Origin of the sequence: Nocardiopsis quinghaiensis, from assembly GCF_008638365.1 — a bacterium.
Taxonomy (GTDB): Bacteria; Actinomycetota; Actinomycetes; order Streptosporangiales; family Streptosporangiaceae; genus Nocardiopsis; species Nocardiopsis quinghaiensis.
Window position 1 is genome coordinate 53,338 of sequence record NZ_VWVU01000033.1, and the last position, 24,986, is coordinate 78,323.

A 24,986-nucleotide genomic window follows, 5' to 3' on the forward strand; every position below is an offset into this window, starting at 1 on the left:
GCGGCCGCCGGCCCCGGGTGCCCCTGGCGCTGGAGAACGGCGGCGCGCCCGTGGTGGGTGAGTGCCGTCGTCCGAGCCCTTCCCCGGCCGTCGCTCCCGGCCTGGGGGAGGGAACCCGGACGATACCGTCGGCGCTACGAGGACTTCTCGTCGACCTGGATGTCCCACGTGACAGTGCCGCCGTCGACAGCGGTCGTCGTGATGGTGACGTTGTGCAGAACGCTGCCCTCGAAGAAGTTGCAACTCATCTCGGCTCCCACCTCCGCGCGGAGGTGGGAGGCGGTGCAGGCGAAGTTCTGGGGGGAACGGCCAGCAGCCTGCAGCGCTGCGGTTGACTGCTCAACGACCTCTGCGGCGGAAACCTGGCCCTCGCTCGCCACGGCGGTGGCGTTGTCGGTGGCGGCGGTCTCCTCGGCGTCGTCCTGGGCCGCGCCGTCCTCCTCGGCGGCGGTGTCGCCGGCCGGGGCCTCGTCGACCTGGACGTCCCACTGGACGTCGTCACCGTCGACCGAGGTCGTCGTGACGGTCACGCCGAGGCTCTCGCCGCCGTGGGTGAGCTCGCAGCGGATCTCGGCGTCCACCTCCGCGGGTAGGTCCTCGGGGCAGGTGAACCCGTCCGGGGCCTGGCCGATCTGCTCGGTCAGCATCTCGCTCGACCGTTGGGCGACCTGGTCGGCGTCGACGGCGGCGGGGCCACCGATACCGAAGTCGAACGAGCAGCCGGTGGACAGGACCAGGGGCAGCGCTCCCAGAGCCGCTCCGATGATTCGATGACGTCCGAACTGCCGCATCGCGGCCTCCTCAGTGTGCGGTGACATGCCACGTGGACAGACACCGGAAACGGTGTGGAGGTTCCGGAAGCGAGCCTTTCGATATGCAGCCGTGGTCTCATGCCCGGTTCGTTCACCCGGTGTTCGCGGGGGAGCCGCACGAGTCGGCCCACGACCTGCTCGGCACCTGGGGACACGCTCCCCACCGGCACCCCGACGACTCCCGTGAGCCCCGTGGGACTCCGGGTCGAGGGCACGGAACCGCCGGTCCCGCCGGCCCGTGGGCAGCGGAAGGGCCCGCCCCGCGCGCCGGCGCGCGGGGCGGGCCCGTTCTGCGGCTAGTTCTCCAGCAACTCGGTGACCAGGGCGGCGATCGGCGACCGCTCGGACCGGGTCAGGGTGACGTGCGCGAACAGGGGGTGGCCCTTGAGCTTCTCGATCACCGCGACCACGCCGTCGTGGCGGCCCACGCGCAGGTTGTCGCGCTGGGCGATGTCGTGGGTGAGCACCACCCGCGAGTTCTCGCCCAGGCGGGACAGCACCGTGAGCAGCACGTTGCGCTCCAGGGACTGGGCCTCGTCGACGATCACGAACGCGTCGTGCAGCGAGCGCCCCCGGATGTGCGTGAGCGGCAGGACCTCCAGCATCCCCCGGTCCACGATCTCCTCGATGACGTCCTCGCTGGTCACCGCGGACAGGGTGTCGTGCACCGCCTGGCCCCAGGGGGTCATCTTGTCGTTCTCGGTCCCGGGCAGGTAGCCCAGTTCCTGGCCGCCGACCGCGTACAGCGGCCGGAACACCATCACCTTGCGGTACTGGCGGCGCTCCAGGACGGCCTCCAGGCCGGCGCACAGGGCCAGGGCGGACTTACCGGTGCCCGCGCGTCCGCCCAGGGACACGATGCCCACCTCGGGGTCGGTGAGCAGGTCCAGGGCGATGCGCTGCTCGGCGCTGCGGCCGTGCAGACCGAACACGTCCCGGTCACCGCGCACCAGCTTCACCGACTTGTCGGGCTGGACCCGGCCCAGCGCCTTGCCGCGCTCGGACACCAGCACCATTCCGGTGTGGCAGGGGAACTCGCGGGCCTCCTCGATGTCGCTCTCGCCGTTCGTGAACAGCTCACCGATCTGGTGGGCGGGCACGTCCAGTTCGGCCATGCCCGTCCAGCCGTGCTCGATGGCCAGCTCGGCGCGGTACTCGTCGGCGGCCAGGCCGATCGAGGACGCCTTGATCCGCATCGGCAGGTCCTTGCTCACCAGGACGACGTTCGCGCCCTCCTCCTGGAGGTTGCGGGCCACCGTGAGGATCCGGGTGTCGTTGTCGCCGAGCCGGAAGCCCGCCGGCAGGATCCCCGAATCGCTGTGGTTGAGCTCCACGCGCAGCGTTCCGCCCTGGTCGTTCACCCGCACCGGGACGTCCAGGCGGCCGTGGACGGCCCGAAGGTCGTCGAGGCGGCGCAGCGCGTTGCGTGCGAAGTATCCGAGTTCCGGGTGGTGACGCTTGCTCTCCAGTTCGGTGATCACCACCACGGGGATGACGACCTCGTGTTCGGCGAACCGGCTCATGGCCTGAGGGTCGGCGAGCAGGACGCTGGTGTCGAGCACGTGGACGCGCCCACCCTCTCCTACCTCCGTGTGGGGGTCGGCGGAGGACTGGGTGTCACGGTGATCGGTAGAGGAACTAGCCACTCGTTCTCCCCTTGGGCACCACTGGGGCACCCTACTGTCACGGGATCATGGAGGACCGGGACCTGACCCGCGAGGGCCGGGTCCGGCCCTCCTCGTTGACGTTCCGCGAGGGCGGAGGAGATCAATGAGCCGGGGCCTCCCGAACGGGTGGGCGAACGCCACCCGCTACTTCCGACGCTACGCGTCCGTGCTCCCGTTTCCAAGGAACCTCCCTCTCCACGCGGTGAACTCCGTGTTAAGAGGGCGGTCTTCGGAAGGACCCGGGGATCAGGATCCGTAGCGGCGGTTGCGCGCGCCGTACGAGCGCAGTGCGCGCAGGAAGTCCACTCTGCGGAACGCAGGCCAGAAGACCTCACAGAAGTAGAACTCCGAGTGCACGCTCTGCCACAGCATGAAACCGGACAGGCGCTGCTCCCCCGACGTTCGGATGAGCAGGTCGGGGTCGGGCTGGCCGCGCGTGTAGAGATGCCGTGCGATGTCCTCGATGTCCAGGCGCTCGGCCAGCTCCTGGACATCGGTGCCCTTGGCCGCCTCCTCGTGCAGGAGGGACCGAACCGCATCAGCGATCTCACGTCTACCTCCATACCCGACGGCGACGTTGACAACCAGGCCCGGGTTGCCGGATGTGGCCGCCTCCGTCTCCTTGAGCTCGCGGGCGGTGGAGGCGGGCAGGATGTCGAGCGCTCCGACGGGGCGCGTGTTCCACCCCTCCTCGCGCAGCCGGGCGATGGTCTGCTCGATGATGCGCACCAGCGGGCCGAGCTCGGACTCGTCGCGGGTGAGGTTGTCGGTGGACAGCATCCAGAGGGTGACCACCTGCACGCCCACCTCGTCGCACCAGCGCAGCAGCTCGAAGATCTTGTTCGCGCCCGCCTGGTGGCCCTGTTCGGCCGCCCGGAGTCCGCTGATCTTGGCCCAGCGCCGGTTTCCGTCCATGGCCACTCCGACGTGGCGGGGGATCTCCTGGCTGGTCAGCCGACGTTCGATACGCCGCTCGTACAGCCAGTACAGGGGGTCACGGAGCCCCATTGGCGAAACCTCTCAGAGCTGGATAGGGACAGCACACCGCTGGAAAGGATGTGTTGACGGGGATGGCTCCAGCGTAGTTCGCCCCCGGATGTCACGTCACGGTCAGGGACTTGCGCACATGCTTGCGTCCCTGGTGGATACGGGACTTCACGGTGCCCAGGGCCAGGTTGAGCTCGGACGCGATCTCGTTGTAGTCCATCTGGCACAGGTCGCGCAGGACCAGCGGGGCCACCAGGTTGGGGCGGTCCTTCTCCAACTGGTCGAGGGCCTCCAACAGGTCGATACGGGAACCGGCGATGACGCTGGTGGTGCGGGGATCGCTCTGGTGGGGCATACGTTCGGCCTCGGTGGGGAACTCGGCCGAACGGCGCTTCATCGAGCGGTAGGTCTGCCGCGCGGAGTTGGACACCACCGTGTACAACCAGGTGGTGAACAGGGAGTCGCCCTTGAAGCTGTCGATCTTGCGGGCCACGCGCAGCAGCGCGTCCTGGCACGCCTCCTCGGCGTCCTGGCGGTAGGGCAGGAAGCGTGAGCACCGGCGCAGCACCTCGGGCTGGATCCGCCGGAGCAGGGCGTCCAGGGCGTCGGCGTCGCCGCCCTTGGCCCGGCGCGCGAGATCCTCCAGCTCCTCGTCGACGTTGCTGGCCACCCGGCGCCGGGGCGTGGGGGTCTCCTCGTGGTCTGCGTGGTCACTACTGCGCATGGCTGGTCTCTCCCTGACTGACGGCAGACGTCCGACCGTCCGCTCCGGACGCGTGTGCGCCCGTCCGTTTCGAGGGTCACACGTGTATGGGACGCCTACGGCCCCCGTCTGGCTCCACCCTCACCACGACTCATGTTCCCCCGCGACCGCCCACATGGCGCGGAACCCGTCGGGTCGCCCTCGGTCCCCGTGGCGGAGGACCTCGGCATCACCCGGTGAGGGGATCATATAGACGGTAGGCAATGTGAAGGTACAGATGGTGTATTAGTGGGCAACGACCGCGTATTCACCCCTGACAGACCGAGGCGGAAATGAGCCAACCGGAGGCCTTCGGACGTTACCGCGTCATTCGGCGCCTTGGGTCCGGTTCCTTCGCCACGGTCTGGTTGGCGCAGGACGACCTGCTCAACTATCCGGTGGCCATCAAGGTACTCGCCGAGAACTGGGCGCACCAGCTGGACATCCAGCACCGCTTCCTGGAGGAGGCGCGCATCCTGCGCCAGACCGACTCCACGTGGCTGGTGGCGGTGCACGACGTGGACGTGCTGCCCGACGGGCGGCCCTACATGGTGATGACCTACGCCGATCAGGGAAGCGTCGCAGACCTCGTTCAGCGAGGTCAACTGCCCTTGGACGAGGCACTGCGGCTGTTGACCGAGATCGGCCAGGGCATCACCGTGCTGCACAACCACGGCACGATCCACCGTGACATCAAGCCGTCGAACGTGCTGCTCCAGTCGTCACCGGTGGGGCAGCGGGTGCTCGTGGCGGACCTGGGGTTCGCCAAGTCGATCGACGAGGCATCGGGCTTCACCGCGGCGGCCGGGACACCCGGCTACATGTCCCCGGAGCAGAGCATCCCCGGCGGTGACCTGGACGTTCGCTCCGACGTGTACTCGCTGGGCGCGGTCGCCTACGAACTCATCACCGGCCGCCCGCCGTCGCGTCCGCCGGTGAGGATTCCTCCTGGCCGGATCCGGCCAGCTCTGCCTCCGGCACTCGACGAACTCATTCTGTCGGCGCTTTCGGTGGACCGGGAGAGCCGTCCGGCGGATGCCAAAACCTTCACCGACCGGGTCAGGACCATCCGGATGGCGCCCGACCTGCCCCGGGCGGTGCCGTGGTGGCAGCGGCACCGGATGCCGTGGCAGCGGGCGGCCGCGCTGGTGGCCTCCCTCGTCGTGCTGGTGGGCACCCTCACGGCCTCGACCGGCAGCCCGGGGCTGTCCCTGACCACGGTGCGCCACGCCGCCCAGCAGGTCCGCGTACCGGTGCCGCTGGTGTGGGCCCGTGAGTTCCACACCGGTCGGGAGGCGCACCCGGCGGCGACCGGGGGCGGACTGCTGGTGGCGACCGACGTCGACGGGTGGTACTCCACCGACACGCGGTCCTACGGGGTCTACGCGACGGTGGTGCCGGGCGACCGCGGTCTGGGTGAGATCGGCACCGATCCGTGCGGGACCGAGCCGAAGGAGCGCGAGCTGGACACCGGCACCTGGGAGGGCACGGTGTGGGAGTGGCCCGAGTGCGCCGGCAACGGCTCGTTCAGCAGCGCCGCCGTGCACCAGCCGGGCGTGCCGGAAACCGTGTACCTGGAGGTCCGCCAGCCGGGGCACCGCCCCGACCTGGTGAACGAGATCATCGACGGTACGACCGTGAGCTGAGCGCGCCACGCGACCGCCGCCGCGCCCCTTTCCTCCGTGAGGCCGATGAGTCCGCGCCTCCGCCGGAGTCCGTTCCTGGTGACGCCCCCCTGTTCGGCGGGGGCACGCACGAGAGGGAGCAACGGCCATGGCGAGCACGCACACCCTGAGGACGCCCGACGGGACCCTGTACTACGAGGTCCGTGGAGAGGGGCCCGTCCTCGTACTCACGGGCGCGCCCATGGGCGCGGAGGAATTCACCCCGGTGGCCGACCTGCTGGCGCGGGACCGCACCGTCCTCACCCACGACCCCAGGGGTATCTCCCGCAGCCCCCTGAACGACCCGGAGCAGGACTCCACTCCCGAGCTGCGCGCCGACGACCTCATCACCCTCCTGGACGCCCTCGACGCGGACTCCGCGGACGTGCTGGGGAGCAGCGGCGGCGCGGTGACCGCGCTGGCGCTGGCCGAGCGGCACCCCCGCCGGGTCCGTACGGCCGTCGCTCACGAACCGCCCCTGATGGAACTGCTGCCCGACGCCGCCGAACAGCGCGCGGCGACCGAGGACGTCATCGCGACCTACCACCGGGAGGGTGTGTCGGCGGCCTGGGCCGAGTTCATGGCCAACGCCGGGTTCCCGGTGGAGGAGGGCGACGGCGCCCCGGCCGAGGAGCCCCCGGAGCGGATGCTCGCCGACAGCGCCCGCTTCTTCGCCCACGAACTGCGGCACACCGCCCTGTACGTGCCCGACACCGACGCCCTTCGCAGCGGGCAGGCCCGGATCGTCGTCGGTGTCGGCTCGGACTCCGGCTCCCTGAGCACCTCACGGACCTCCACGGCGCTGGCCGACCTGCTCGGTACCGCGCCGGTCGCCTTCCCCGGCGGGCACGGCGGCTTCGCCGACGACCCCGAGGGCTTCGCCGCCGTGCTGCGCGGGGTCCTCAGTCCAGCAGCTGCTCCCGCAGGTCCTCGGGAGAGGTGACCGGGAGCTTGCAGACGAAGCCCTCGCACACGTAGGCGGTCGGCTGCCCGCCGACCGGCACGCGGTCGCGCAGCAGCGGTACCCCGCCGTCGTCGCGGCCGTCGCCCCGGGACAGCACGGTGCCCAGCGGCGCCCAGGTCAGCGCGGTGCGCACCAGCTCACCGGTCCGGGGGTCCTCGGGGTCCCCCACCACCGCGACGGCGCGCGGCCCGGTCAGGACCGCCTCACCGGTGGCCAGGCCCCATCCGGCGAACCGGGGGGCCTTCTCCGCCAGCAGCACCACCGGCGACAGCGCTTCCTCGGCAGCGGCGCGGTGCCGCTCGGAACCGGTCAGCGCGGCGTGGGCGAGCAGCGCGGACGCCGCCGCCGACCGGCCGGACGGCGTGACGTTGTCGGTGGGGTCCTGAGGGCGGTTGAACAGCTTCTCGGCGTCGTCCGCGGTGTCGTAGAACCCGCCGGACCCGTCGCCGAAGTGCTCCAGGACTGTGTCCAGCAGGCGTCCTGCCTCGTGCGCGTACCGCGGTTCCCCGGTCGCCCCGTGCAGGACGAGCAGCCCCTCCGCGACGTCGGCGTAGTCCTCCAGCACCCCGGCGCTGGTGCCCGGCCGGCCGTTGCGGGAGGTGCGGGCCAGGCGCCCGTCCCGCAGGTGTACGCGCAGCAGCAGGTCCGCGGCCTCGCGGGCGGCCTCCACCAGCTCGGGGCGCTCCAGCAGGATCCCGGCCTCGGCCAGGGCCGCGATCGCCAGACCGTTCCATGCGGCCACGACCTTGTCGTCGCGGTCGGGGGCGACCCGCTCCTGGCGGGCGTTGAACAGCGCCTCACGGACCCGTTCGTAGCGCCAGGGGTCGGCGGGCGGTTCGGGCAGCTGGAGCACCGAGGAGCCGTGCTCGAAGGTGCCCTCCTCCGTGACACGGAACACCTCGGCCGCGAAGGCCGCGTCCTCCCTGTCGAGGACCTCCCGCACCTGGGCGGGCGTCCACACGTAGTAGGTGCCCTCCGCGCCCTCGCTGTCGGCGTCCAGCGCCGAGGCGAACCCGCCCTCGGGCGTGCGCAGGTCGCGCAGCATCCAGTCCGCGGTCTCCCCGGCCACCCGGCGCAGCAGGGCGTGCGCGTCGCCCTCGACGACCCCGGGGCCCGGGGGCCGGCGGGCCATGCGCGTGTAGGCGCGCAGCAGCAGCGCGTTGTCGTAGAGCATCTTCTCGAAGTGGGGCACGACCCACTCCTGGTCCACCGAGTAGCGCGCGAACCCGCCGCCGAGCTGGTCGTAGATGCCGCCCCGGGCCATCGCCAGCGCGGTCCCGAAGGCCATCAGCCCGGCCGGAGCGGGCTCGTCGGCGGTCTGGTGGGAGCCGGTGCGCTCGTCCTGCGCGGTGAGGAAGGACAGCAGCATCGACGGCGGGAACTTGGGCGCCGTGCCGAAACCGCCGTGGTCGCGGTCGTAGTCGCGCACCAGTGCCTGGACGGCCAGGTCGAGCTGGGCGGCGGAGGGCGGCGGCGCGGTTGCCAGGGTGCGCGGACCGCTGAGCGCCTCCACCACCCGCTTCCCCTGGTCGAGCAGCTCGGTGCGCTGCTCCCGCCAGGCGTTGGCCACGGCCTCCAGCAGGCGCTGGAAGTGGTCGCGCGGGAAGTAGGTACCGCAGTAGAACGGGGCGCCGTCGGGGGTGGTGAACACGGTCATGGGCCACCCGCCCTGGCCGGTCATGGCCTGGGTGGCCTCCATGTAGACCGCGTCGACGTCGGGGCGCTCCTCGCGGTCCACCTTGATGTTGACGTACAGGGCGTTCATCCGGGCCGCGGTCGCCTCGTCCTCGAAGGACTCGTGGGCCATCACGTGGCACCAGTGACAGGCCGAGTATCCGATGGAGACGAGCACGGGCACGTCGCGGCGGCGCGCCTCGGCGAAGGCCTCCTCACTCCAGGGCCACCACTCCACGGGGTTGTCGGCGTGCTGCAACAGGTACGGGCTGGTCGCGTCGCTCAGGCGGTTGGACATGTTCCAACTCTGCCACTCGAAGACGGGGGCCGTCTGCCACCTGGAGGCGGGAACCGTCCCGTTCCCGCTGGGTCAGGGCGGGAACGGTCCCTCAGGTCCGCGGAGTGGTGTCCTCCGCGGAGGCGTCCTCGGAGGAGGCCTCCGCGGCGGAGGACCCCCGGGCGGAGGCGTCGGCCCCCGCCGTGAAGTCGTCGTCCTTGGGCAGGGCGCGGAGCTTGCCCATGAGGCTGCGCATGAGGAAGTACAGCCCTACGCCGATCGCGAAGACGACGAGGAAGCCCAGGACACCGGGCGTCACGGTGTCACTGTCGAGTTCGAGGTCGCTCGCCAGCACCGCCGCGGACGGGAGAAGGGTGTTCATACCACTCATACTCTCACTGCTTCTCGGACGCCCGCGAAGAGGTCCTTCTCCGGGACCTCGGTGTCCACCGTCGAACGCACCAGGTGGTAGTCCTCGGTCGGCCAGGCCTCCGCCACGACGTCGTTGGGCACGGCGAACCAGAACCCGTTGGGGTCCACCTGGGTGGCGTGTGCCTTGAGGGCCTCGTTGGCGACCTCGAAGTACTCGCTGCAGTGAACGCGTGTGGTCATCTCCCAGCGGGGGCGGTCGCGGTCCTTGAGCCGCTCCATCCACTCCTCGAAGGGGTTCGCCATGCCGCGCGAGGCCAGCATGTCGGCCAGGGCCTCGAACCGCTCGGGCGGGAAGGACACGAAGTAGTACAGTTTGAGCGGCTGCCAGGGCTCGCCCGCGTCCGGGTAGGCGTCGGGGTCGCCCGCGGTGTCGAAGGCGTGCATCGACACCTTGTGGGTCATGATGTGGTCGGGATGCGGGTAGCCGCCGTTCTCGTCGTAGGTGAGGATGACGTGCGGGCGGAACCGGCGGATGGACGCCACGAGGGGTGCGGCGCCCTCCTCGACCGGGAGGCTGGCGAAGCTGCCCTCCGGCAGGGGCGGCAGCGGGTCGCCCTCGGGCAGGCCGGAGTCGACGAAACCGGCGAACTCCTGGTGGACCCCGAGGATCTCCCTCGCCCGGTCCATCTCCTCGCGGCGGACCTGGGCGATGTTCTCTCGGATCTCGGGACGCTCCATGGCGGGGTTGAGGATGTCGCCGCGTTCGCCACCGGTCATGGTGACGACCAGCACGTCGACGCCCTCGTCCACGTAGCGCGCCATCGTGGCCGCGCCCTTGCTGGACTCGTCATCGGGGTGGGCATGAACGGCCATAAGCCGCAGGCGCTCGGACAACGAAGGGTTCTCCTTGACTAGTGGCCGGACGCGGGGGCGCGGCCGTCCGGCTCCCCGGTGCCCGGATCGGACGACTCACGCGCGGGCCGCGTGGGGAGGCTGTCAGGTCGGGGATATCTTAGACAACACCGTCCCCTTGTTCGGAGATTCCCGATGCAGCCGACCCCGGAAGAAGACGCCGTGAACAGTGCCGACGACGCGGCCGACAGCGCGGCCGACTCCCCGGCCCGTACCGCGCCCGCGCTACGCAAGCGCCACGGCAACGGCCCGGTCTTCTTCGTCATCGCCACCGTGTTCGCGGTGCTGAGCGCGGTCGGCTGGGGCTACTCCGTGATGAACTACAGCGGTCTGGGCGGCGGCGTGTACCACCAGGTGGTGTCGTATTCGGCACCCACGCCCGACGAGGCGACCATCGTGTACGAGGTGAACAGCAAGAACGGTGCCGAGTGCCTGATCGTGGCGCTGGACGAGAAGCTCGTCGAGGTGGGCCAGGCGGACAGCGATGTCGAGGCCGGGAACCGTACGGTCACCACGACCGTTGAAACGCTTCGTCAGGCTGCCACGGTAGAAGTGGCCTCGTGTAGGGAACAAGGTTCACAGGACTGATCCACCGAGCCCCTTCCTGCCGGTCCCGACGGCACCGGCGAAATCACGAGCATCCGTGTGTCGCGACGCACGGTGATATTCTCGTAAGTTCAGCTCAGGCCGCCTGGTGGCCTCTGCTACTAGTACACAAGGAGTTCCCGTGACCCAGACCCGCGATGACAACGTCACCTGGCTCACCCAGGAGGCGTACAACCGGCTCAAATCGGAGCTGGACCACCTGTCGGGGAGTGGGCGCATCGAGATCGCGGAGAAGATCGAGGCGGCCCGGGAGGAGGGCGACCTCAAGGAGAACGGCGGCTACCACGCCGCCAAGGAGGAGCAGGGCAAGATGGAGGCCCGCATCCTCCAGCTCACCGAGATCCTGCGCACCGCGCGGGTCGGCGAAGCGCCCCGTACCGAGGGCGTGGTCGGCCCCGGCATGACCATCACCGTCAAGTTCGACGGGGACGATGACGAGGTCACCTTCCTTCTCGCCTCCCGCGAGGAGAGTGGCGCTCCGATCGACGTGTACTCCCCGAAGTCGCCACTGGGAGCCGCCATCAACGGCAAGCGTGTGGGAGAGAAGGTCAGCTACCAGCTCCCGAACAACAAGAGCCTGGGAGTCGAGATCATCGACGCCGTTCCCTACAGCGGTATGTGACACGCACAGCGGATCAGGTTGGGGGCGGCGTCCAGCCGCCCCCGCCGCTTTCGGGGGGCGTCCCGCGCGGGACGCCCCCCGGCGGATGCGCCCGCTTCCGGTTCGGGGGCCTCCGAAGGGATCCCTTCGGAGGCCCTTCGCGTCGTAGTCTCGAAGGACCTCCGCGTACCGGCTCCCGCAGGCCGCCCCACCGACGAACCGAGGAACCTCCGCCGCCATGTCCTCCCCCTACTGGAGCCCCAGGGGTTCCCACCCCGGCACGTACCCGCCCCCGCACGGGGGATGGGGTCCCGCTCCCGGCGCAGGCGCTCCCCCTCCCGGTCCCGGTTGGGGCCAGCCCTTCCCCGGCCCGCCGATGCCGGGTCTCCCGGGAGCGGGCATGCCGCCGGGGCAGGGCGTGCCCCCGCCCGCCGGGCCGGAGGCGGCCACCTTCGGCCGCCGCCTGGCCGCCCGCACCATCGACTACGTCCTCGTGGTCATCGCCGCCGCGGCGTTCTTCGTCATCATGGCCGTCGTGACGGTGGCCCTCACCGGCAGCGACCGGACCACCGACGCCGAGGGCGCCCTGTGGTCCCTGCTGTTCCTGTTCGGCTGGGGCCTGCTGCTGTTCTTCTACGACTGGCTGTACCTGGTCACCTGGGGCCGCACGCTCGGCAAGATGATGGTCGGGATCAAGGTGGTGAGCGCCGCCGACGGAGGCAGGCTCAGCCAGGGACAGGCGCTGGGCCGTTCCGCGTTCTTCGGCCTCCCCCAGTCGCTGCCGGCCCTGGGGCACGTCTTCACCCTGGCCGAGTCCATGGCGGCGCTCGGCGACCGGCGGAACCGCTCCCTGCACGACCGGGTCTCCGGAACCGTGGTCATCCGCACCTGAGGGGCCCGGCCGCCCCCGCCGTCCGCGCTCCTACGCGAAGGCCAGCAGGCAGGCCGTGAACCCGTGCACGTGGTTGACGCCGCCGACCGGGCCGATCTCCCCCGCGGCGAAGAAACCGGTGACGGCGTCGACGCCGAGGACGCGGTGGACCGCGAGGACGTCGTGGTCGGAGTGCGGGAAGAAGGAGGACCCGCGGCCGTTGCAGGAGAAGAGCAGGCCGGCGCCGACGGAGTGCTGGGCGCCGAAGTCGGTGAGGCGCCGCGCGAAGTCCTCGTCGGCGGTACCGGCGTCGCGCACCTGGAAGCGGACGGTCTGGCCGATCTCGACCATGTCGCCGATGGTGAGGGCGCCGAGTTCGGGATCGGCCCCGGCGAGGGTGCGGATGAGGAAGTCGCCCTGCTCGTGGGCGTGGGCGTACTCGTCCATGGCGATACCGACGTGCAGGCCCTGCTCGGCGAGCACGCGGTCCTCCTCGGAGAGGTCCTCGACAAGCTCCTCCAGCTTCTCGTAGGCGTTGACGCCCGCGAGTTCGAGCAGGAGGTTGCCCTCGGCCTTGGTGACCGTCATGGTCGGGCCGACGGGACGGCAGCCCTGGCTGACCACTGCGCCGAGAACGTTCTCGCCGCCGATGAGGATCCCGATGGCGCCGTTCTCGGCCACCTCGCCCTCGCAGAAGAGCCGCACGGAGTCCTCGCCGCGCATGCCGTCGGCCATGCCGCCGACGAGGGGAAGTCCGCCGAGGGCCTCGGTGGACTCGCGGACGAAGGCCTGGGTGGGGAACTCGTAGGGATTGGTGAGCAGGATGGCGGCACGGTCGCGCGGCCCCGGCTCCCGCATGCCGACGACGGCCAGGTGGTCGTCCTCGATGATGGTGTCCAGGCGGAACGGGGTGATCTCCACGCCGGGCAGGCTGGCGCACCACACGCTGACCGAGCCCTGGCCCTCGACGCCCCGGCCGCCGCCGATGACCCCGGTGGAACTGCACCCGAGGGTGACGGCGCCTCCGGCCAACTCCATGACGCGCACGCCCGCGAGGGAGACCTCCTCCGGATCCGCGCCGCAGACGAAGAAGCACACCAGGTCGGCTGGCCCGTCCACCTGTTCCAGAGCGCTCAGGACGGCGCGCTCGGCCGCGTTCACGAGGTCGGCCCCCGTCATCAGTGCATCGCCGAACCGTGCCACCAACTGCCACCCCCGGTTTCACCGGCCCTCGCGGCCGGACGCAGAACTCCACCGTCACGTCCCATTCTTCCACCACAGTGCCAATCACGGGGTTTTCCGGTGAACGTGCTTGGACGACGGCCCCGGGACGCGGGCGGAGCGGCGTCGGCGTGGCGTCCGGGGGCCGGGGAATCCCGTCGGCACCGGGCCCGCTTCGGGATAGGTTCGAGGGTGTGAGCGCCCTCCCCCCGCCCCCGCCCCCGTCTCCGCCCCCGGCCCCGCGCACCCTCGCGGCGCTGCGCGAGTCCGGGCACGTCCACCGGCCGGTCTCCGCCGAGGTGCGGGAGAACCTGCTCCGGCGGATGGGCGCCGGGGAGCCCCGCTTCCCGGGGGTGCACGGGTTCGACGCCACCGTGCTGCCGCGGATGGAGCGGGCCCTGCTGGCCGGACACGACATCGTGCTGCTGGGCGAGCGCGGTCAGGGCAAGACCCGGCTCATCCGGACCCTGACGGCCCTGCTGGACGAGTGGTCCCCGTCGGTGGCCGGGTGCCCGGTCAACGACCACCCCTACGCGCCGGTCTGCCCGGCGTGCGTGCGCCGTTCGGCCCGGGAGGGCGACGGCCTGCCGGTGGTGTGGCGGCACCGCGGGGAGCGCTACGGCGAGAAGCTGGCCACACCCGACACCGGGGTCGGCGAGCTGGTGGGCGACGTGGACCCGGCACGGCTGGCGGAGGGTCTCTCGCTGGGTGACCCGGAGACCATCCACTACGGTCTGGTCCCGCGCGCGAACCGGGGGGTGTTCTGCGTCAACGAGCTTCCCGACCTGCCCGCACGGGCCCAGGTGGCGCTGTTCAACGTGCTGGAGGAGCGCGACCTCCAGGTGCGCGGCTACAGTCTGCGGCTGCCGTTGGACCTGCTGCTGGTGGCGAGCGCGAACCCGGAGGACTACACCAGCCGGGGGCGGATCGTCACCCCGCTCAAGGACCGCTTCGGTGCGCAGGTGCGCACCCACTACCCGTTGGCCCTGGCCGACGAGCTGGCGCTCATCCGGCAGGAGGCGGCGCTGCCCGAGGGCACGACGGTGCCCGCCCACCTGCTGGAGGCCGTGGCACGCTTCACCCGGCTGGTACGCGCCTCCAGGAAGGTGGACGCACGCTCGGGGGTGTCGGTGCGCTTCTCGGTGACAGCGGCCGAGACCGTGGCGGCCTCGGCGCTGCGGCGGGCGGCCCTGTCGGGTGAGGAACTCCCGGTGGCACGGGTGTGCGACCTGCACGCGGCGGTGGAGCCGCTGCTGGGAAAGGTCGAGTTCGAGATGGGCGCTGAGGGCCGCGAGGCCGAGATCCTGTACGCGCTGCTGCGCCGGGCGGTGGCGGAGGTGTTTCGCGAGCGCCTGGGCGAGACGGACCTGTCGCCTCTCAGCGACCGCTTCTCCGGCGGCGGCACGGTGGAGACCGGCGACCTCGTGAGCGCCGCCGAGCTGCTGCGCCGGGTGGGTGCGGTGCCGGGGCTGGCGGCGATGATCGAGCGCGTGGCCCCGGACGCCGAGGACGGACCGCCCACGCCGGGGCTGGCCGCCGCGGTGGTGGAGTTCGCTCTGGAGGGCCTGTACCTGGAGCGTCGGCTGTCCAAGGACACGCTCCCCGACGGAGGGGTCTACCGTTTTTGACCGGCTGGCCGGCGGACCCGGGAGGTGTCGGCGCGTGTGTACACGGAAGGCGGGTGCGTGTGAGGTTTCGGTACCGGGCGTACATGGGCGGACCCGACCCCCTGGCCGATCCCGACCCGCCGCCCGAGGAGGCCGTGGTCGCGGCGCGTGAACTCCTGGCGCTGGTGGCCTCCGTTTCGGGGACCGGTCCCGGGTCCGAGCCCGGATCCGCCTCCGAGGAGGACCGGCTGGAGCTGGCAGCCCTGGAGAGGGCCCTGTCCCGGTACGCCGACGGCGACCGCGGCGCCCTCGGCGGGGTGGACGCCGTCGCTCTGGAACGCCTGCTGGACCGGTTGTCGGGCCGGGAGGCCGGACGGGCCCTGGCACGCCTGGACGAGGCCGACCACGGCCTGAGCCCCCGCGAGCTGCGCCGCCTGGGCGAGGTGGCGCTGCGCGACGCCGGGGTCTCCCGGCACGGTCGCGGCGCCCGGGGCGGGGTCCACCGGGGCGGTACCGCGTCCGGAGGTGAGCCCACCGGCTCCTCCCGGCTCTTCGGCGAGGACGGTGACCGGCCCCTGGACGCGGTCGCGACCGTGCGCGAGGCCGCGCTGCGCCGGTCCCGTCCCGGTGAACGGGACGTGGCGCTGCGCGCCGAGGACGTGCGGGTGGTGGAGACCGAGCCCTCGGAGGCCGCAGCCGTGTCGCTGCTGGTGGACCTGTCCCACTCGATGGCGGCCCGGTCCCTGCACGAGGCCGCCACCCGGACGGCGCTGGCCCTGCACGCCCTGGTGTCCACGCACCGCCCGGAGGACCGGCTGCACCTGGTCGGTTTCGGGGAGCGGGCCCGGGAGCTGTCCCCGGGTGAGCTGGTGGCCCACGACTGGCGCAGGGTCCCGGGCACGAACCTGCACCACGCGCTGCGGCTGGCCCGCGCCCACCTGCGGCGCCACTGCGGCCTGCGTTCACAGGTGCTGGTGGTCACCGACGGCGAGCCCACCGCCCACCTGGGCGAGGACGGCGACGCCCGGTTCGCCTGGCCCCCGGCCCCGCGCACGGTGGAGCTGACCGTCGCCGAGTTGGACGCGGTACTGGGCGAGGGCGCGGAGGTGACCTTCTTCCTGTTGGCGGACGATCCCCGCCTGCGCGCCTTCCAGGCCCTGGTGGAACGGCGCCGCGGCGTGCGGGTGGTGCACGCCGGCGCCGAGGGGCTGGGGGCCCTGGTGGTGGAACGCTACCTGGACCGTTCCGGCTAGTCGGACGCACACGGACCCGGGTGGGTCAGCGTTCGAAGATGTTGACGTCGGAGGCGAGGACCAGCAGTTCCTCGGGCGCCTCACCACCGGAGTAGAGCAGCTGGTGCCGGTTGGCGGGCATGACCGTCTCGGTGAACCGCAGCGGTCGCTCGCCCTCGTAGACCACCCGTTCCTGGACCAGCAGCGGGATGCCCGGCCCCAGGCCGAAGGAGTCGGCCTCGCTCTGGGAGGGCATCCGGGCGCCGACGATGTCCCAGTTCCACTCCTCCCGGTGGCCCAGCGACCGCAGGACCGCGGTCACCCCCTCCTCCAGGCGTTCGGGGGACATGAGCGGGGTGTTGCTGGCGATGCTGTACGGGAAGTAGGTGACCTGGGACTGCCACAGACCACCCTCGACGAACCGGTCGGAGGCGCGGATGACGACCAGGTCCCCCCGTGTGTTCTCCCCCACCGTCTCGTGGCGCAGCCGCTTGGCCACCTTGGGCCGCATGGTGTCCAGGCTGACCCTGATCTTCTCCTGGACCTGGTCGTATCCGGCCTCGCGCAGATGGGGCTGGTAGCCCGCCTCGAAGCGCTCGGAGTCGCCGCCGCCCGTGACGGGGGTGGCCAGGTGGACGATGGGCCGGTGGTTGGCGACGAAGGCCCCCCGTCCGGCGCGGATGGCGATGCGCCCCTCGTCCTGGAGGATGCGCATCCCCAGGCGTGCGGTGGCGCGGGAGACGTCGAGCTGCTCGGCGAGCTCCTCCTCCCCCGGCAGCCGCTCGCCCGGCCCGTACTCTCCCCTGGCCAGCGCCTCGCGCAGGTGGTCGGCGACAACCGTCTTCCTTGACGTGCTCATGCTCGTGCTCAGTCCCGGTGGTAGGCGTTCATGTTGCCGTGCTCGTACTGGTAGCGGATGCTGTGGCCCGCGTAGACGGTGTGCACCAGCCGGATCGGGCGCTCCTCGGACAGGTCGGTCCGGTGGACGGCCAGCACCGGGACCCCCGGCGGGAGTTCGAGCTGGCCGACCTCCTGCGGACTGGGCATACGGGCCTCCAGTTCGTCGACGAACCCGGCCTGGCGCTGCCCGTGCTCGGCCAGCACCGCCAGAGCGCTCTCGACGTCCTCGGGCAGCATGAGCGGGGTGCCCTCGACGAGGCCCATGGGGTAGTAGGCCGAGCTGACGGACGCCGAGACCTCCCCGGAGAACCGGTACATGCGGCGGACGACCGTCATGTCGCCCTCCGGGACGCGCAGGCGGCTGGCGATGTCGGGGGTGGCGCTGAGGATCTGGAGCTCCTCCAGGACCTGTCCGGCCATCCCGGACTCGTTGAGGCCACCGGACCCGCCCCTGCTGCGGTTGGCGTGGAAGGTCTCGGGGACGACGTCCTGGACGAAGTGCCCGCGGCCCGGGCGACTGACGATCAGCCCCTGGTTGCGCAGCATGCCCAGGGCCAGCCTGATCGTGTTGCGGGACGCCTCGAAGCGCTCCTCCAGCTGCTTCTCCGACGGCAGCTGACCGCCCCGGGGCAGGGCTCCCTCCTGAACCTCACGCCTCAGGGTCCGAGCAATCTGTCGATATCTGCTTTCAGCCCGCATACATCAGTCCTCGCCGGGGTACTAGACCAACAACCTAGCTTGTACCAACAAGGTGATCGGTACACCAGACGAACAAGTCCATCCGGTTAGCATATTCCCATACTAGAGGAATCCACCCTGAGCACACGGCTCCGCAGCCGGGAGGACATCCGAGGGGACGAGAACCAACGCTCCCCGCACTTCGACCCAGGCGCCTGACCCCGCACGACACCCCGACTGGAAACCGCATCAGGTGAGACACCACCCGACGCCCCCTCGCTCGACCGGGGGGCACGCAGAACGCAGATAGGAACTTCCCCCAAGGAGAACAGAATGATCCCCATCACCATCGCGCTGGTCGGAGTCGTGCTCCTGGGACTGGCCACAGGGTTCTTCCTCGCCGTCTCCATCGGCATCCGCCGCCGGGACAAGGGCACCTACCGCTCCCTGCGCGACGACGAGGAGAGCACTCCCCTCTCCCGCACGGGGAGCCTCGTGGTGGGGCTGCGCTTCCGCGACGGCGAGCGCTCCGCCCCCGAGCCGAGCCACTCCTCCCCGGACCGCACACCCAGCGCGGTCTGAACGGGGAAACGGCGCCGCACAGGACAGCGGCAAGGACAGGCCGCGACGGGCCCGGCAGCGCGGCCGGGGGACCCGCGCGGCACACGGCCGGTCGGGAACGCGCCGCCGGCGCCCGGACAGGACCCGGACGCCGGGCAGGGTCGGCACACGGGCCCTAGTCCTCCAGGGCCCGCAGCAGGTCGGCCACCAGGTCGTCGGCGGACTCGATGCCCACGGAGATCCGCACCAGGTCGGCCGGAACCTCCAGGGCGGAACCCGCGGTGGACGCGTGCGTCATCCGTCCGGGGTGCTCGATCAGGGACTCCACCCCGCCCAGGGACTCGCCGAGGGTGAAGACCTCGGTCCGCTCGCACAGGGCCAGTGCCGCCTTCTCCCCGTCGCGCAGGGCGAAGGAGACCATCCCGCCGAAGGCCTTCATCTGCCGTTCGGCGGTCCTGTGTCCCGGGTGGTCCTCCAGGCCGGGGTAGAACACCTTCCGTACCGCCGGGTGGGCCTCCAGCTCGGCCACGATCCGCTCGGCGTTGGCGCTGTGGCGGTCCATGCGCACGCCCAGGGTCTTCACGCCGCGCAGGGTCAGCCAGGAGTCGAACGGCCCCGGAATGGCACCCATGGTGTTCTGGTGGAAGGCCAGGCGCTCGCCCAGTTCGGCGTCGGAGACCACCAGCGCTCCCCCGACCACGTCGGAGTGCCCGCCCAGGTACTTGGTGGTGGAGTGCACGACCACGTCCGCGCCCAGGGTCAGCGGCTGCTGGAGGTAGGACGAGGCGAAGGTGTTGTCGACCACGTGCAGGGCGTCGGCTTCGTGCGCGATCCGCGCGACGGCCTCGATGTCGGTGATGTTGAGCAGCGGGTTGGTGGGCGTCTCGGTCCACACGACCCTGGTGTTGGGCCGGACGGCCGCGCGCACCGCCTCGGGGTCGGACTGGTCGACGGCGTCCCACCGCACACCCCAGCGCTCGACCACCTTGGAGACCAGGCGGAAGGTGCCGCCGTAGGCGTCGCCGGGGATGATGATGTGGTCACCGGGCGAGAGGACCGTGCGCAGCAGGGTGTCCTCGGCGGCCATGCCCGAGGCGAAGGCCAGGCCGCGCGTCCCGGACTCCAGGGCGGCCAGGCACTCCTCCAGGGCCGTGCGCGTGGGGTTGCCGGTGCGCGAGTACTCGTAGCCCTGGCGCAGACCCCCCACGCCGTCCTGGGCGTAGGTGCTGGTCTGGTAGATCGGCACCACCACGGACCCGGTGCCGGCGTCCGGCTCCTGCCCCGCGTGGATGGCCAGTGTTTCAAACCCGTCGAACTTCATGGGGCCACAATAGTGCCCGCCGACCTCCTCGTTCCCGCTTTCCACAGGCGGGGCCCGTGGGGATGAGCACGCCCTGGTACGTGTTCGGCGAGCGCACCCTAGGCGGGCGGGAAACGGGTGGCCGACCCGGGCCGGGGCGGACCGGCGGGCGCCCCCGGAGGCAGGCCGGTGACCGGGGTGGGCACCCGTGTGGGGGCCCCGTTCTCGCGCAGCGGCGGCTCCCAGCCCAGTTCGGGGTCGTGGGTGCGCACGACCTTGCCGGGCACGCCCGCGATGACCGCGTGGTCGGGGTAGGTGCCGGGCCTCACCACGGTGCCCGCCGCCACGACCGAGTTGCGGCCCAGGTGCACGCCGGGCAGGATCACCGCGTTCGCGCCGATCCAACTGCCGTCGCCGATGCTGACCGGGTCGTCCACCGGCCACTGGAGGCCGACGGGGACCTCGGTGTTGCCGTAGGCGTGGTTCTGGTCGGTGACGTAGACGTAGGGGCCGGTGTACACGTGGTCGCCGATGTCGACGGACTTGTGGGCGACGATGTGCGAGCCCCGCCCGATGGCGCAGCCGGAGCCGATCCGCACGACCGTGCCCGGCCCCAGGTCGTAGTCGGGTCCCATCCCGGCGGCGAGGGTCATGTCCCCGCCCAGGACGGTGTGCACGCCGATCTCGATCCAGGGCTCGCCGTAGAGGGTGGCCGTGGGGAAGGCGATCGCGGAGCCCGTGCCGAAGCGCGCGAACCTGCGGGCCGCCTTGGAATCGGCCCGGATTTCGGCCTTGGTCCGGGCGTACGACCAGATGGAGCGGATGATCCAGGACAACAGCCGCGACACGCGTGCCCCCATTTATTACCTGCCAGTAACTGTCGCGAACATTAGCAGTGTCCGAGTATGCGTTGACATGTACGGGTGGCATACAGCGGGGCCCGAACCACGCTCGGTTCGAGCGCGGTCCGGGCCCCGTCACAGGAGTGTGGGCGGTCGGTCTCAGCCGGACAGGTGGGCGAGCAGGTCCTGGCGGGTGAGAATCCCCACCGGCTTGCCGTCGCGCAGCACCACCAGGGCGCCGGATCCGCGCAGCAGGCGGACGCAGTCGCTCACCGGGGTCCCGGTGCCGACGGTGGACAGGGGCTCGGCCATGTGGGTCTCCACCGGGTCGTCCAGCTCGGCGCGGCCGTCGAAGAGGGCGTCGAGGAGGTTGCGCTCGGCGATGGAGCCGACCACCTCGGCCGCCATGACCGGGGGCTCCTCCTTCATCACCGGCAACTGGGAGACGCCGTACTCGCGCATGATGGCCACCGCGGTGCCGACGGTCTCGTCCGGGTGGGTGTGCACGAAGTCGGGCATCTCCCCGCCCTTGGCGGCCAGCACCTCGCCCGCGGTGGCCTCCTCGGTCTGCGCGGACAGGAAGCCGTAGTCGGCCATCCACTCGTCGTTGAAGATCTTGCCGAGGTAGCCGCGGCCGCCGTCGGGCAGCAGGACGACGATGACGTCGTCGGGACCGGCGTCCCTGGCCACCCGCAGGGCGGCCTCGACGGCCAGCCCGCACGAGCCGCCGACCAGCAGGGCCTCCTCGCGGGCCAGGCGGCGGGTCATGAGGAAGGACTCCTTGTCGCTGACGGCCACGATGTCGTCGCACACGGAGGTGTCGTAGGTACCGGGCCAGATGTCCTCGCCCACGCCCTCGACCAGGTAGGGGCGGCCCGAACCGCCGGAGTAGACGGAGCCCTCGGGGTCGGCGCCGATGATCCTCACCGCCCCCTCGGAGACCTCCTTGAGGTAGCGGCCGGTACCGCTGATGGTGCCGCCGGTGCCGATACCCGCCACGAAGTGGGTGATACGGCCCTCGGTCTGGTCCCAGATCTCGGGGCCTGTGGCGTGGTAGTGCGACTCCGGGTTGTTCGTGTTCTCGTACTGGTTGGGCTTCCAGGCGCCGGGGATCTCGGTGGCCAACCGGTCGGACACGGAGTAGTAGGACTCGGGGTGGTCGGGGGCGACGGTGGTCGGGCAGACCACGACCTCGGCGCCGTAGGCGCGCAGGACCGAGAGCTTGTCCGCGCCGACCTTGTCCGGGCAGACGAAGACGCAGCGGTAGCCCTTCTCCTGGGCGACGATGGCCAGGCCGATGCCGGTGTTGCCGGAGGTGGGCTCGACGATGGTGCCGCCCGGTTCGAGTTCGCCGTTCTTCTCCGCGGCCTCGACCATGCGCAGCGCGATGCGGTCCTTGACCGAACCGCCCGGGTTGAAGTACTCGACCTTGGCGAGAACGGTGGGAGCGTTCGGACCGAGGACCTGGGTGACCTTGTTCAGACGGACGAGCGGTGTGTCCCCGACCAGGTCGATCAGTGAGTCGTATACCCGCACTTGTGCTCCCTCAGCATCGTGGCGACCGGGTTTCGGCCCGCCGTTTCCTCGCCCCGGCGACGAGTCCGGGGCCCTGGGCCGGTCCGGCCCGTCTCAATCCGACTCTAATGGTCTCCACCAGCGGGTTCGGCGCCCGCGGAGAAGCGGTGGACCGGTCTTCTCGGATGACCGTCCGGAGAGGGCCCGCGGCCCGTTCGGCGGTCTTCGCTCCCCCCACTTCCCCGAAGGCACGGAGTCCCTCACTCCGGGGCGTGGATTGTGTGCCGCGCAGGTACGTGCTTCCGGGGTCGCCCACCGGTAACCTCACTCGTATCCGGCCCGCTTCGGGGCACGCGGGTCCGAGCCTCGGAGGTGCCCGATGCTGCGAGCCGCACGCGCCCGGCGGATCGCCGCCGCCACCGCGTTCGGCGGCGGCGGACTCACACTCGTGGGCGGCGGCACCATCGCGCTCCTCTACCTCCAGGCCCGCCTCGCCCGCCGCGCGGTCGGCTCCCCCCGGTGGGACCGGCCCGTGGTCGACGGCGTCTACGGCGACGACGGGGGTCCACCGATCCGCATGCTGATGACGGGCGACTCCACCGCCGCCGGCTTCGCGGTCGAGCTCGCAACCGAGACCCCGGGCGTCCTCCTGGCGACGGGACTGGCGGCCGCCGCGGAGAAACCCGTGCGTCTGTGCTGCACCGCCTCCCCCGGCGCCACCTCCGCCGACCTGGCCGCCCAGGTCGAGCGTGCCCGCGCGCTGGAGGAGGGCGGCCGCTACGACCTGGCGGTCGTCTTCATCGGCGCCAACGACGTCATCCGCCGCGTGCGCCCGGGCGACGCCGTCGCCCAGCTGCGCGAGACCGTGCGCCACCTGGTCGGCCGCGGCACGGCCGTGGTCGTGGCCACCTGCCCCGACCTGGGCACCGTCCGCCCCCTCGGCTGGCCGCTGCGCTCGATGGCCCGCCGCGCCTCCCGCCAGCTCGCCGCCGCCCAGACCATCGCGGTCACCGAGGTCGGCGGACGCACGGTCTCGATGAGCGACCTGTTGTCCGATGATTTTCGGTCAGATCCAGTTTCCATGTTTGGGCCCGACCGATTTCATCCGTCAGCCCTCGGGTACTCGCAGGCCGCCTTCGCCGTACTGCCCGCGGCCTGCACCGCCCTGGGCCTGCTCCCCGAGCTGGACGAGACCGGGCGCACCAGCGGCATCCTGCCGGTGGACCGCGCGGCCGTGGTCGCCGCCGAGACCCCCGGAACGGAGGTCTCCCGTGCGAGCTCGCACGTCAGCGGGCACACTCCCGGCAGGCGCGGACGTTGGGCCGCGCTCATCCGGGGCCCGTTCCGTCCCCGGGGAGGCCACGACGGCCGTGAGGGGACGGCCGAAGCGGGCGCGACCGGGACCACCGACCGTTCCGGGGGGAGCGGATGAAGGGCGGCCCCGAGTGGCGCGCGGGGACACCGGGCGGGTTTACTGGTCGGTAACAAGCGATGCTGGAGATCAGCGGCGCGCCGACCGCCGCACGGCTCCCAGCTCCACACGCAGTACCTCAACCGTTAGGGACTCAGCCATGCCCGAAGCAGTCATCGTCGCAACCGCCCGCTCCCCGATCGGCCGTGCCTTCAAGGGCTCGCTCAAGGACATCCGGCCGGACGACCTGACCACCCAGATCGTTCGCTCCGCGCTGGCCAAGGTCCCCGCGCTGGACCCCAGGAACATCGACGACCTGATGCTCGGCTGCGGCCTGCCCGGCGGCGAGCAGGGCTTCAACATGGCCCGCATCGTGGCCGTGCAGCTGGGCCTGGACACCGTCCCCGGCACCACGGTCACCCGTTACTGCTCCTCCTCCCTCCAGACCACCCGGATGGCCTACCACGCCATCAAGGCGGGCGAGGGCGACGTGTTCGTCTCCGCCGGAGTGGAGACCGTCAGCCGGTTCGTCAACGGCAGCAGCGACGACGGCACGAACGAGAACCCGATCTTCGACGAGGCCAAGGACCGCACCGCCAAGCGCGCCGAGGGCGGCGCCGAGACCTGGACCGACCCGCGCGAGAACGACAGCCTCCCCGACGCCTACATCGCGATGGGCCAGACCGCCGAGAACGTCGCCCAGATCACCGGCCTCTCGCGCGAGCGCCAGGACGAGTTCGCGGTGCGCTCGCAGAACCTGGCCGAGAAGTCCCTGGACAACGGCTTCTGGGAGCGTGAGATCACCCCGGTGACCCTGCCCGACGGCACCGTGGTCAGCACCGACGACGGCATCCGCCGCGGCACCACCTACGAGAAGGTCTCCGGGCTCAAGCCGGTGTTCCGCCCCGACGGCACCGTCACCGCGGGCAACGCCTGCCCGCTCAACGACGGCGCCTCGGCCGTGGTCATCATGAGCGACACCAAGGCCGCCCAGCTGGGCCTCACCCCGCTGGCCCGCATCGTGTCCACCGGCGTGACCGGCCTGAGCCCGGAGATCATGGGCCTGGGCCCGGTCGAGGCGTCCAGGCAGGCACTGGCCCGCGCCAACATGGCCATCGGCGACATCGACCTGGTCGAGATCAACGAGGCCTTCGCCGCGCAGGTGCTGCCCTCCGCCGACCAGCTCGGCATCGACATCGACAGCCAGCTCAACGTCAACGGCGGCGCCATCGCGCTCGGCCACCCCTTCGGCAGCACCGGCGCCCGCATCACCGGCACGCTGCTCAACGGTCTGCAGACCCACGACAAGACGTTCGGTCTGGAGACCATGTGCGTCGGCGGCGGCCAGGGCATGGCGGCCGTCTTCGAGCGCCTGAGCTAGTCTCCCGTCCTTCCCGCCCTCCGGGGCACGAGGCCGTGAGCGGCGAGGGGCCCGGAGGTGTTTGAACTGGGCCCCAGATGTTGGACCGGCTAATTGAAGGTTAGGCCGTCAGGGCCTGGGCTCGGTACTCGACCGGGCTCAGGCCCTCGAGGTAGGTATGCACCCGTTCGTTGTTGAACCAGGCGATGT

24 protein-coding genes are annotated in these 24,986 nt (G+C 71.4%); 10 read left to right on the forward strand and 14 right to left on the reverse strand.

All coding sequences use genetic code 11. The features are described from left to right. Positions 1 to 134: 134 nt before the first annotated feature. The 4 genes from FYX01_RS23970 to FYX01_RS23985 all read right to left on the reverse strand — a co-directional run bounded on the left by FYX01_RS23970 (position 135) and on the right by FYX01_RS23985 (position 4,190). On the reverse strand, positions 135 to 791 hold the full coding sequence (locus FYX01_RS23970; protein ID WP_150245406.1) for a DUF4333 domain-containing protein: 657 nt from the start codon (positions 789 to 791) through the stop codon (positions 135 to 137). Positions 792 to 1,108: 317 nt separating this feature from the next. Continuing rightward, positions 1,109 to 2,458: a PhoH family protein gene (locus FYX01_RS23975; RefSeq protein WP_223830621.1), complete on the reverse strand. Its 1,350-nt coding sequence runs from the start codon at positions 2,456 to 2,458 to the stop codon at positions 1,109 to 1,111. 267 nt (positions 2,459 to 2,725) lie between these two features. Continuing rightward, entirely contained in the window at positions 2,726 to 3,487 is a 762-nt protein-coding gene (locus tag FYX01_RS23980) for an isoprenyl transferase (protein WP_150245411.1), read from the reverse strand. A gap of 91 nt (positions 3,488 to 3,578) precedes the next feature. After that, positions 3,579 to 4,190 carry an RNA polymerase sigma factor gene (locus FYX01_RS23985; RefSeq protein ID WP_150245414.1) on the reverse strand — a complete coding sequence of 204 codons (612 nt, stop codon included), beginning with the start codon at positions 4,188 to 4,190 and terminating at the stop codon, positions 3,579 to 3,581. Between the two features lie 311 nt (positions 4,191 to 4,501). On the opposite strand from FYX01_RS23985, the gene FYX01_RS23990 reads away from it, so the two are divergent. Both FYX01_RS23990 and FYX01_RS23995 read left to right on the forward strand, forming a co-directional pair. Next, positions 4,502 to 5,854, forward strand: a complete 1,353-nt coding sequence (locus tag FYX01_RS23990) for a serine/threonine-protein kinase (RefSeq protein ID WP_150245417.1) — start codon at positions 4,502 to 4,504, stop codon at positions 5,852 to 5,854. 127 nt (positions 5,855 to 5,981) lie between these two features. Then, positions 5,982 to 6,815 (forward strand): alpha/beta fold hydrolase, encoded by an 834-nt coding sequence (locus tag FYX01_RS23995; RefSeq protein ID WP_150245420.1) that lies wholly within the window; start codon positions 5,982 to 5,984, stop codon positions 6,813 to 6,815. On the opposite strand, the gene FYX01_RS24000 is transcribed toward FYX01_RS23995, so the two are convergent. From FYX01_RS24000 to mca, 3 genes are all read right to left on the reverse strand, one after another. Beyond that, positions 6,775 to 8,808 carry a thioredoxin domain-containing protein gene (locus FYX01_RS24000; RefSeq protein ID WP_150245423.1) on the reverse strand — a complete coding sequence of 678 codons (2,034 nt, stop codon included), beginning with the start codon at positions 8,806 to 8,808 and terminating at the stop codon, positions 6,775 to 6,777. The two genes, FYX01_RS23995 and FYX01_RS24000, sit on opposite strands and share 41 nt — an antisense overlap. Positions 8,809 to 8,899: 91 nt before the next feature. Beyond that, a complete protein-coding gene (locus tag FYX01_RS24005) occupies positions 8,900 to 9,169 on the reverse strand; it encodes a hypothetical protein (RefSeq protein ID WP_150245426.1) in 270 nt (89 codons plus the stop codon). A 5-nt stretch (positions 9,170 to 9,174) separates the two neighbouring features. Further along, positions 9,175 to 10,053 carry a mycothiol conjugate amidase Mca gene (gene mca, locus FYX01_RS24010; RefSeq protein ID WP_150245429.1) on the reverse strand — a complete coding sequence of 293 codons (879 nt, stop codon included), beginning with the start codon at positions 10,051 to 10,053 and terminating at the stop codon, positions 9,175 to 9,177. A 153-nt stretch (positions 10,054 to 10,206) separates the two neighbouring features. Between mca and FYX01_RS24015 the strand changes: the two genes are divergently transcribed. The 3 genes from FYX01_RS24015 (at position 10,207) to FYX01_RS24025 (ending at position 12,170) form a co-directional block, all read left to right on the forward strand. Then, a complete protein-coding gene (locus FYX01_RS24015) occupies positions 10,207 to 10,659 on the forward strand; it encodes a DUF4307 domain-containing protein (RefSeq protein WP_150245432.1) in 453 nt (150 codons plus the stop codon). A 139-nt stretch (positions 10,660 to 10,798) separates the two neighbouring features. Beyond that, on the forward strand, positions 10,799 to 11,299 hold the full coding sequence (gene greA / locus FYX01_RS24020; protein ID WP_150245435.1) for a transcription elongation factor GreA: 501 nt from the start codon (positions 10,799 to 10,801) through the stop codon (positions 11,297 to 11,299). A 379-nt stretch (positions 11,300 to 11,678) separates the two neighbouring features. Further along, positions 11,679 to 12,170: an RDD family protein gene (locus FYX01_RS24025; RefSeq protein WP_223830622.1), complete on the forward strand. Its 492-nt coding sequence runs from the start codon at positions 11,679 to 11,681 to the stop codon at positions 12,168 to 12,170. Positions 12,171 to 12,200: 30 nt separating this feature from the next. On the opposite strand, the gene FYX01_RS24030 is transcribed toward FYX01_RS24025, so the two are convergent. Then, the gene (locus FYX01_RS24030) at positions 12,201 to 13,352 is read right to left on the reverse strand and encodes an FIST signal transduction protein (protein ID WP_150245442.1); all 1,152 of its coding nucleotides are present in this window, start codon (positions 13,350 to 13,352) and stop codon (positions 12,201 to 12,203) included. Between the two features lie 212 nt (positions 13,353 to 13,564). Between FYX01_RS24030 and FYX01_RS24035 the strand changes: the two genes are divergently transcribed. Next, positions 13,565 to 14,998, forward strand: coding sequence for a sigma 54-interacting transcriptional regulator (locus FYX01_RS24035; protein ID WP_150245445.1), 1,434 nt, complete (start codon positions 13,565 to 13,567; stop codon positions 14,996 to 14,998). 83 nt (positions 14,999 to 15,081) lie between these two features. Further along, complete coding sequence (locus tag FYX01_RS24040) at positions 15,082 to 16,230, forward strand: VWA domain-containing protein (protein WP_150245449.1); 1,149 nt, start codon at positions 15,082 to 15,084, stop codon at positions 16,228 to 16,230. Between the two features lie 25 nt (positions 16,231 to 16,255). On the opposite strand, the gene FYX01_RS24045 is transcribed toward FYX01_RS24040, so the two are convergent. Further along, positions 16,256 to 17,068, reverse strand: coding sequence for a GntR family transcriptional regulator (locus tag FYX01_RS24045; protein ID WP_150245452.1), 813 nt, complete (start codon positions 17,066 to 17,068; stop codon positions 16,256 to 16,258). An 8-nt stretch (positions 17,069 to 17,076) separates the two neighbouring features. Beyond that, positions 17,077 to 17,808 carry a GntR family transcriptional regulator gene (locus FYX01_RS24050; RefSeq protein WP_150245455.1) on the reverse strand — a complete coding sequence of 244 codons (732 nt, stop codon included), beginning with the start codon at positions 17,806 to 17,808 and terminating at the stop codon, positions 17,077 to 17,079. A gap of 312 nt (positions 17,809 to 18,120) precedes the next feature. Between FYX01_RS24050 and FYX01_RS24055 the strand changes: the two genes are divergently transcribed. Beyond that, the gene (locus FYX01_RS24055) at positions 18,121 to 18,369 is read left to right on the forward strand and encodes a hypothetical protein (protein ID WP_150245460.1); all 249 of its coding nucleotides are present in this window, start codon (positions 18,121 to 18,123) and stop codon (positions 18,367 to 18,369) included. Between the two features lie 154 nt (positions 18,370 to 18,523). Here the strand turns inward: FYX01_RS24055 and FYX01_RS24060 are convergent, their stop codons facing one another. The 3 genes from FYX01_RS24060 to FYX01_RS24070 all read right to left on the reverse strand — a co-directional run bounded on the left by FYX01_RS24060 (position 18,524) and on the right by FYX01_RS24070 (position 22,026). Next, positions 18,524 to 19,669: a cystathionine gamma-synthase gene (locus FYX01_RS24060; RefSeq protein WP_150245463.1), complete on the reverse strand. Its 1,146-nt coding sequence runs from the start codon at positions 19,667 to 19,669 to the stop codon at positions 18,524 to 18,526. Positions 19,670 to 19,767: 98 nt separating this feature from the next. Next, positions 19,768 to 20,508: an acyltransferase gene (locus FYX01_RS24065; protein WP_150245465.1), complete on the reverse strand. Its 741-nt coding sequence runs from the start codon at positions 20,506 to 20,508 to the stop codon at positions 19,768 to 19,770. 141 nt (positions 20,509 to 20,649) lie between these two features. Continuing rightward, positions 20,650 to 22,026, reverse strand: coding sequence for a cystathionine beta-synthase (locus FYX01_RS24070; protein ID WP_150245468.1), 1,377 nt, complete (start codon positions 22,024 to 22,026; stop codon positions 20,650 to 20,652). Positions 22,027 to 22,384: 358 nt separating this feature from the next. Here FYX01_RS24070 and FYX01_RS24075 point away from each other — a divergent pair, with 358 nt between their 5' ends. After that, entirely contained in the window at positions 22,385 to 23,437 is a 1,053-nt protein-coding gene (locus FYX01_RS24075; RefSeq protein ID WP_150245471.1) for an SGNH/GDSL hydrolase family protein, read from the forward strand. Between the two features lie 139 nt (positions 23,438 to 23,576). After that, complete coding sequence (locus tag FYX01_RS24080) at positions 23,577 to 24,797, forward strand: acetyl-CoA C-acetyltransferase (protein WP_150245474.1); 1,221 nt, start codon at positions 23,577 to 23,579, stop codon at positions 24,795 to 24,797. A gap of 100 nt (positions 24,798 to 24,897) precedes the next feature. Here FYX01_RS24080 and FYX01_RS27335 read toward each other — a convergent pair whose 3' ends face one another. Further along, entirely contained in the window at positions 24,898 to 24,984 is an 87-nt protein-coding gene (locus FYX01_RS27335; RefSeq protein ID WP_223830402.1) for an IS3 family transposase, read from the reverse strand. Between the last annotated feature and the right edge of the window lie 2 nt (positions 24,985 to 24,986).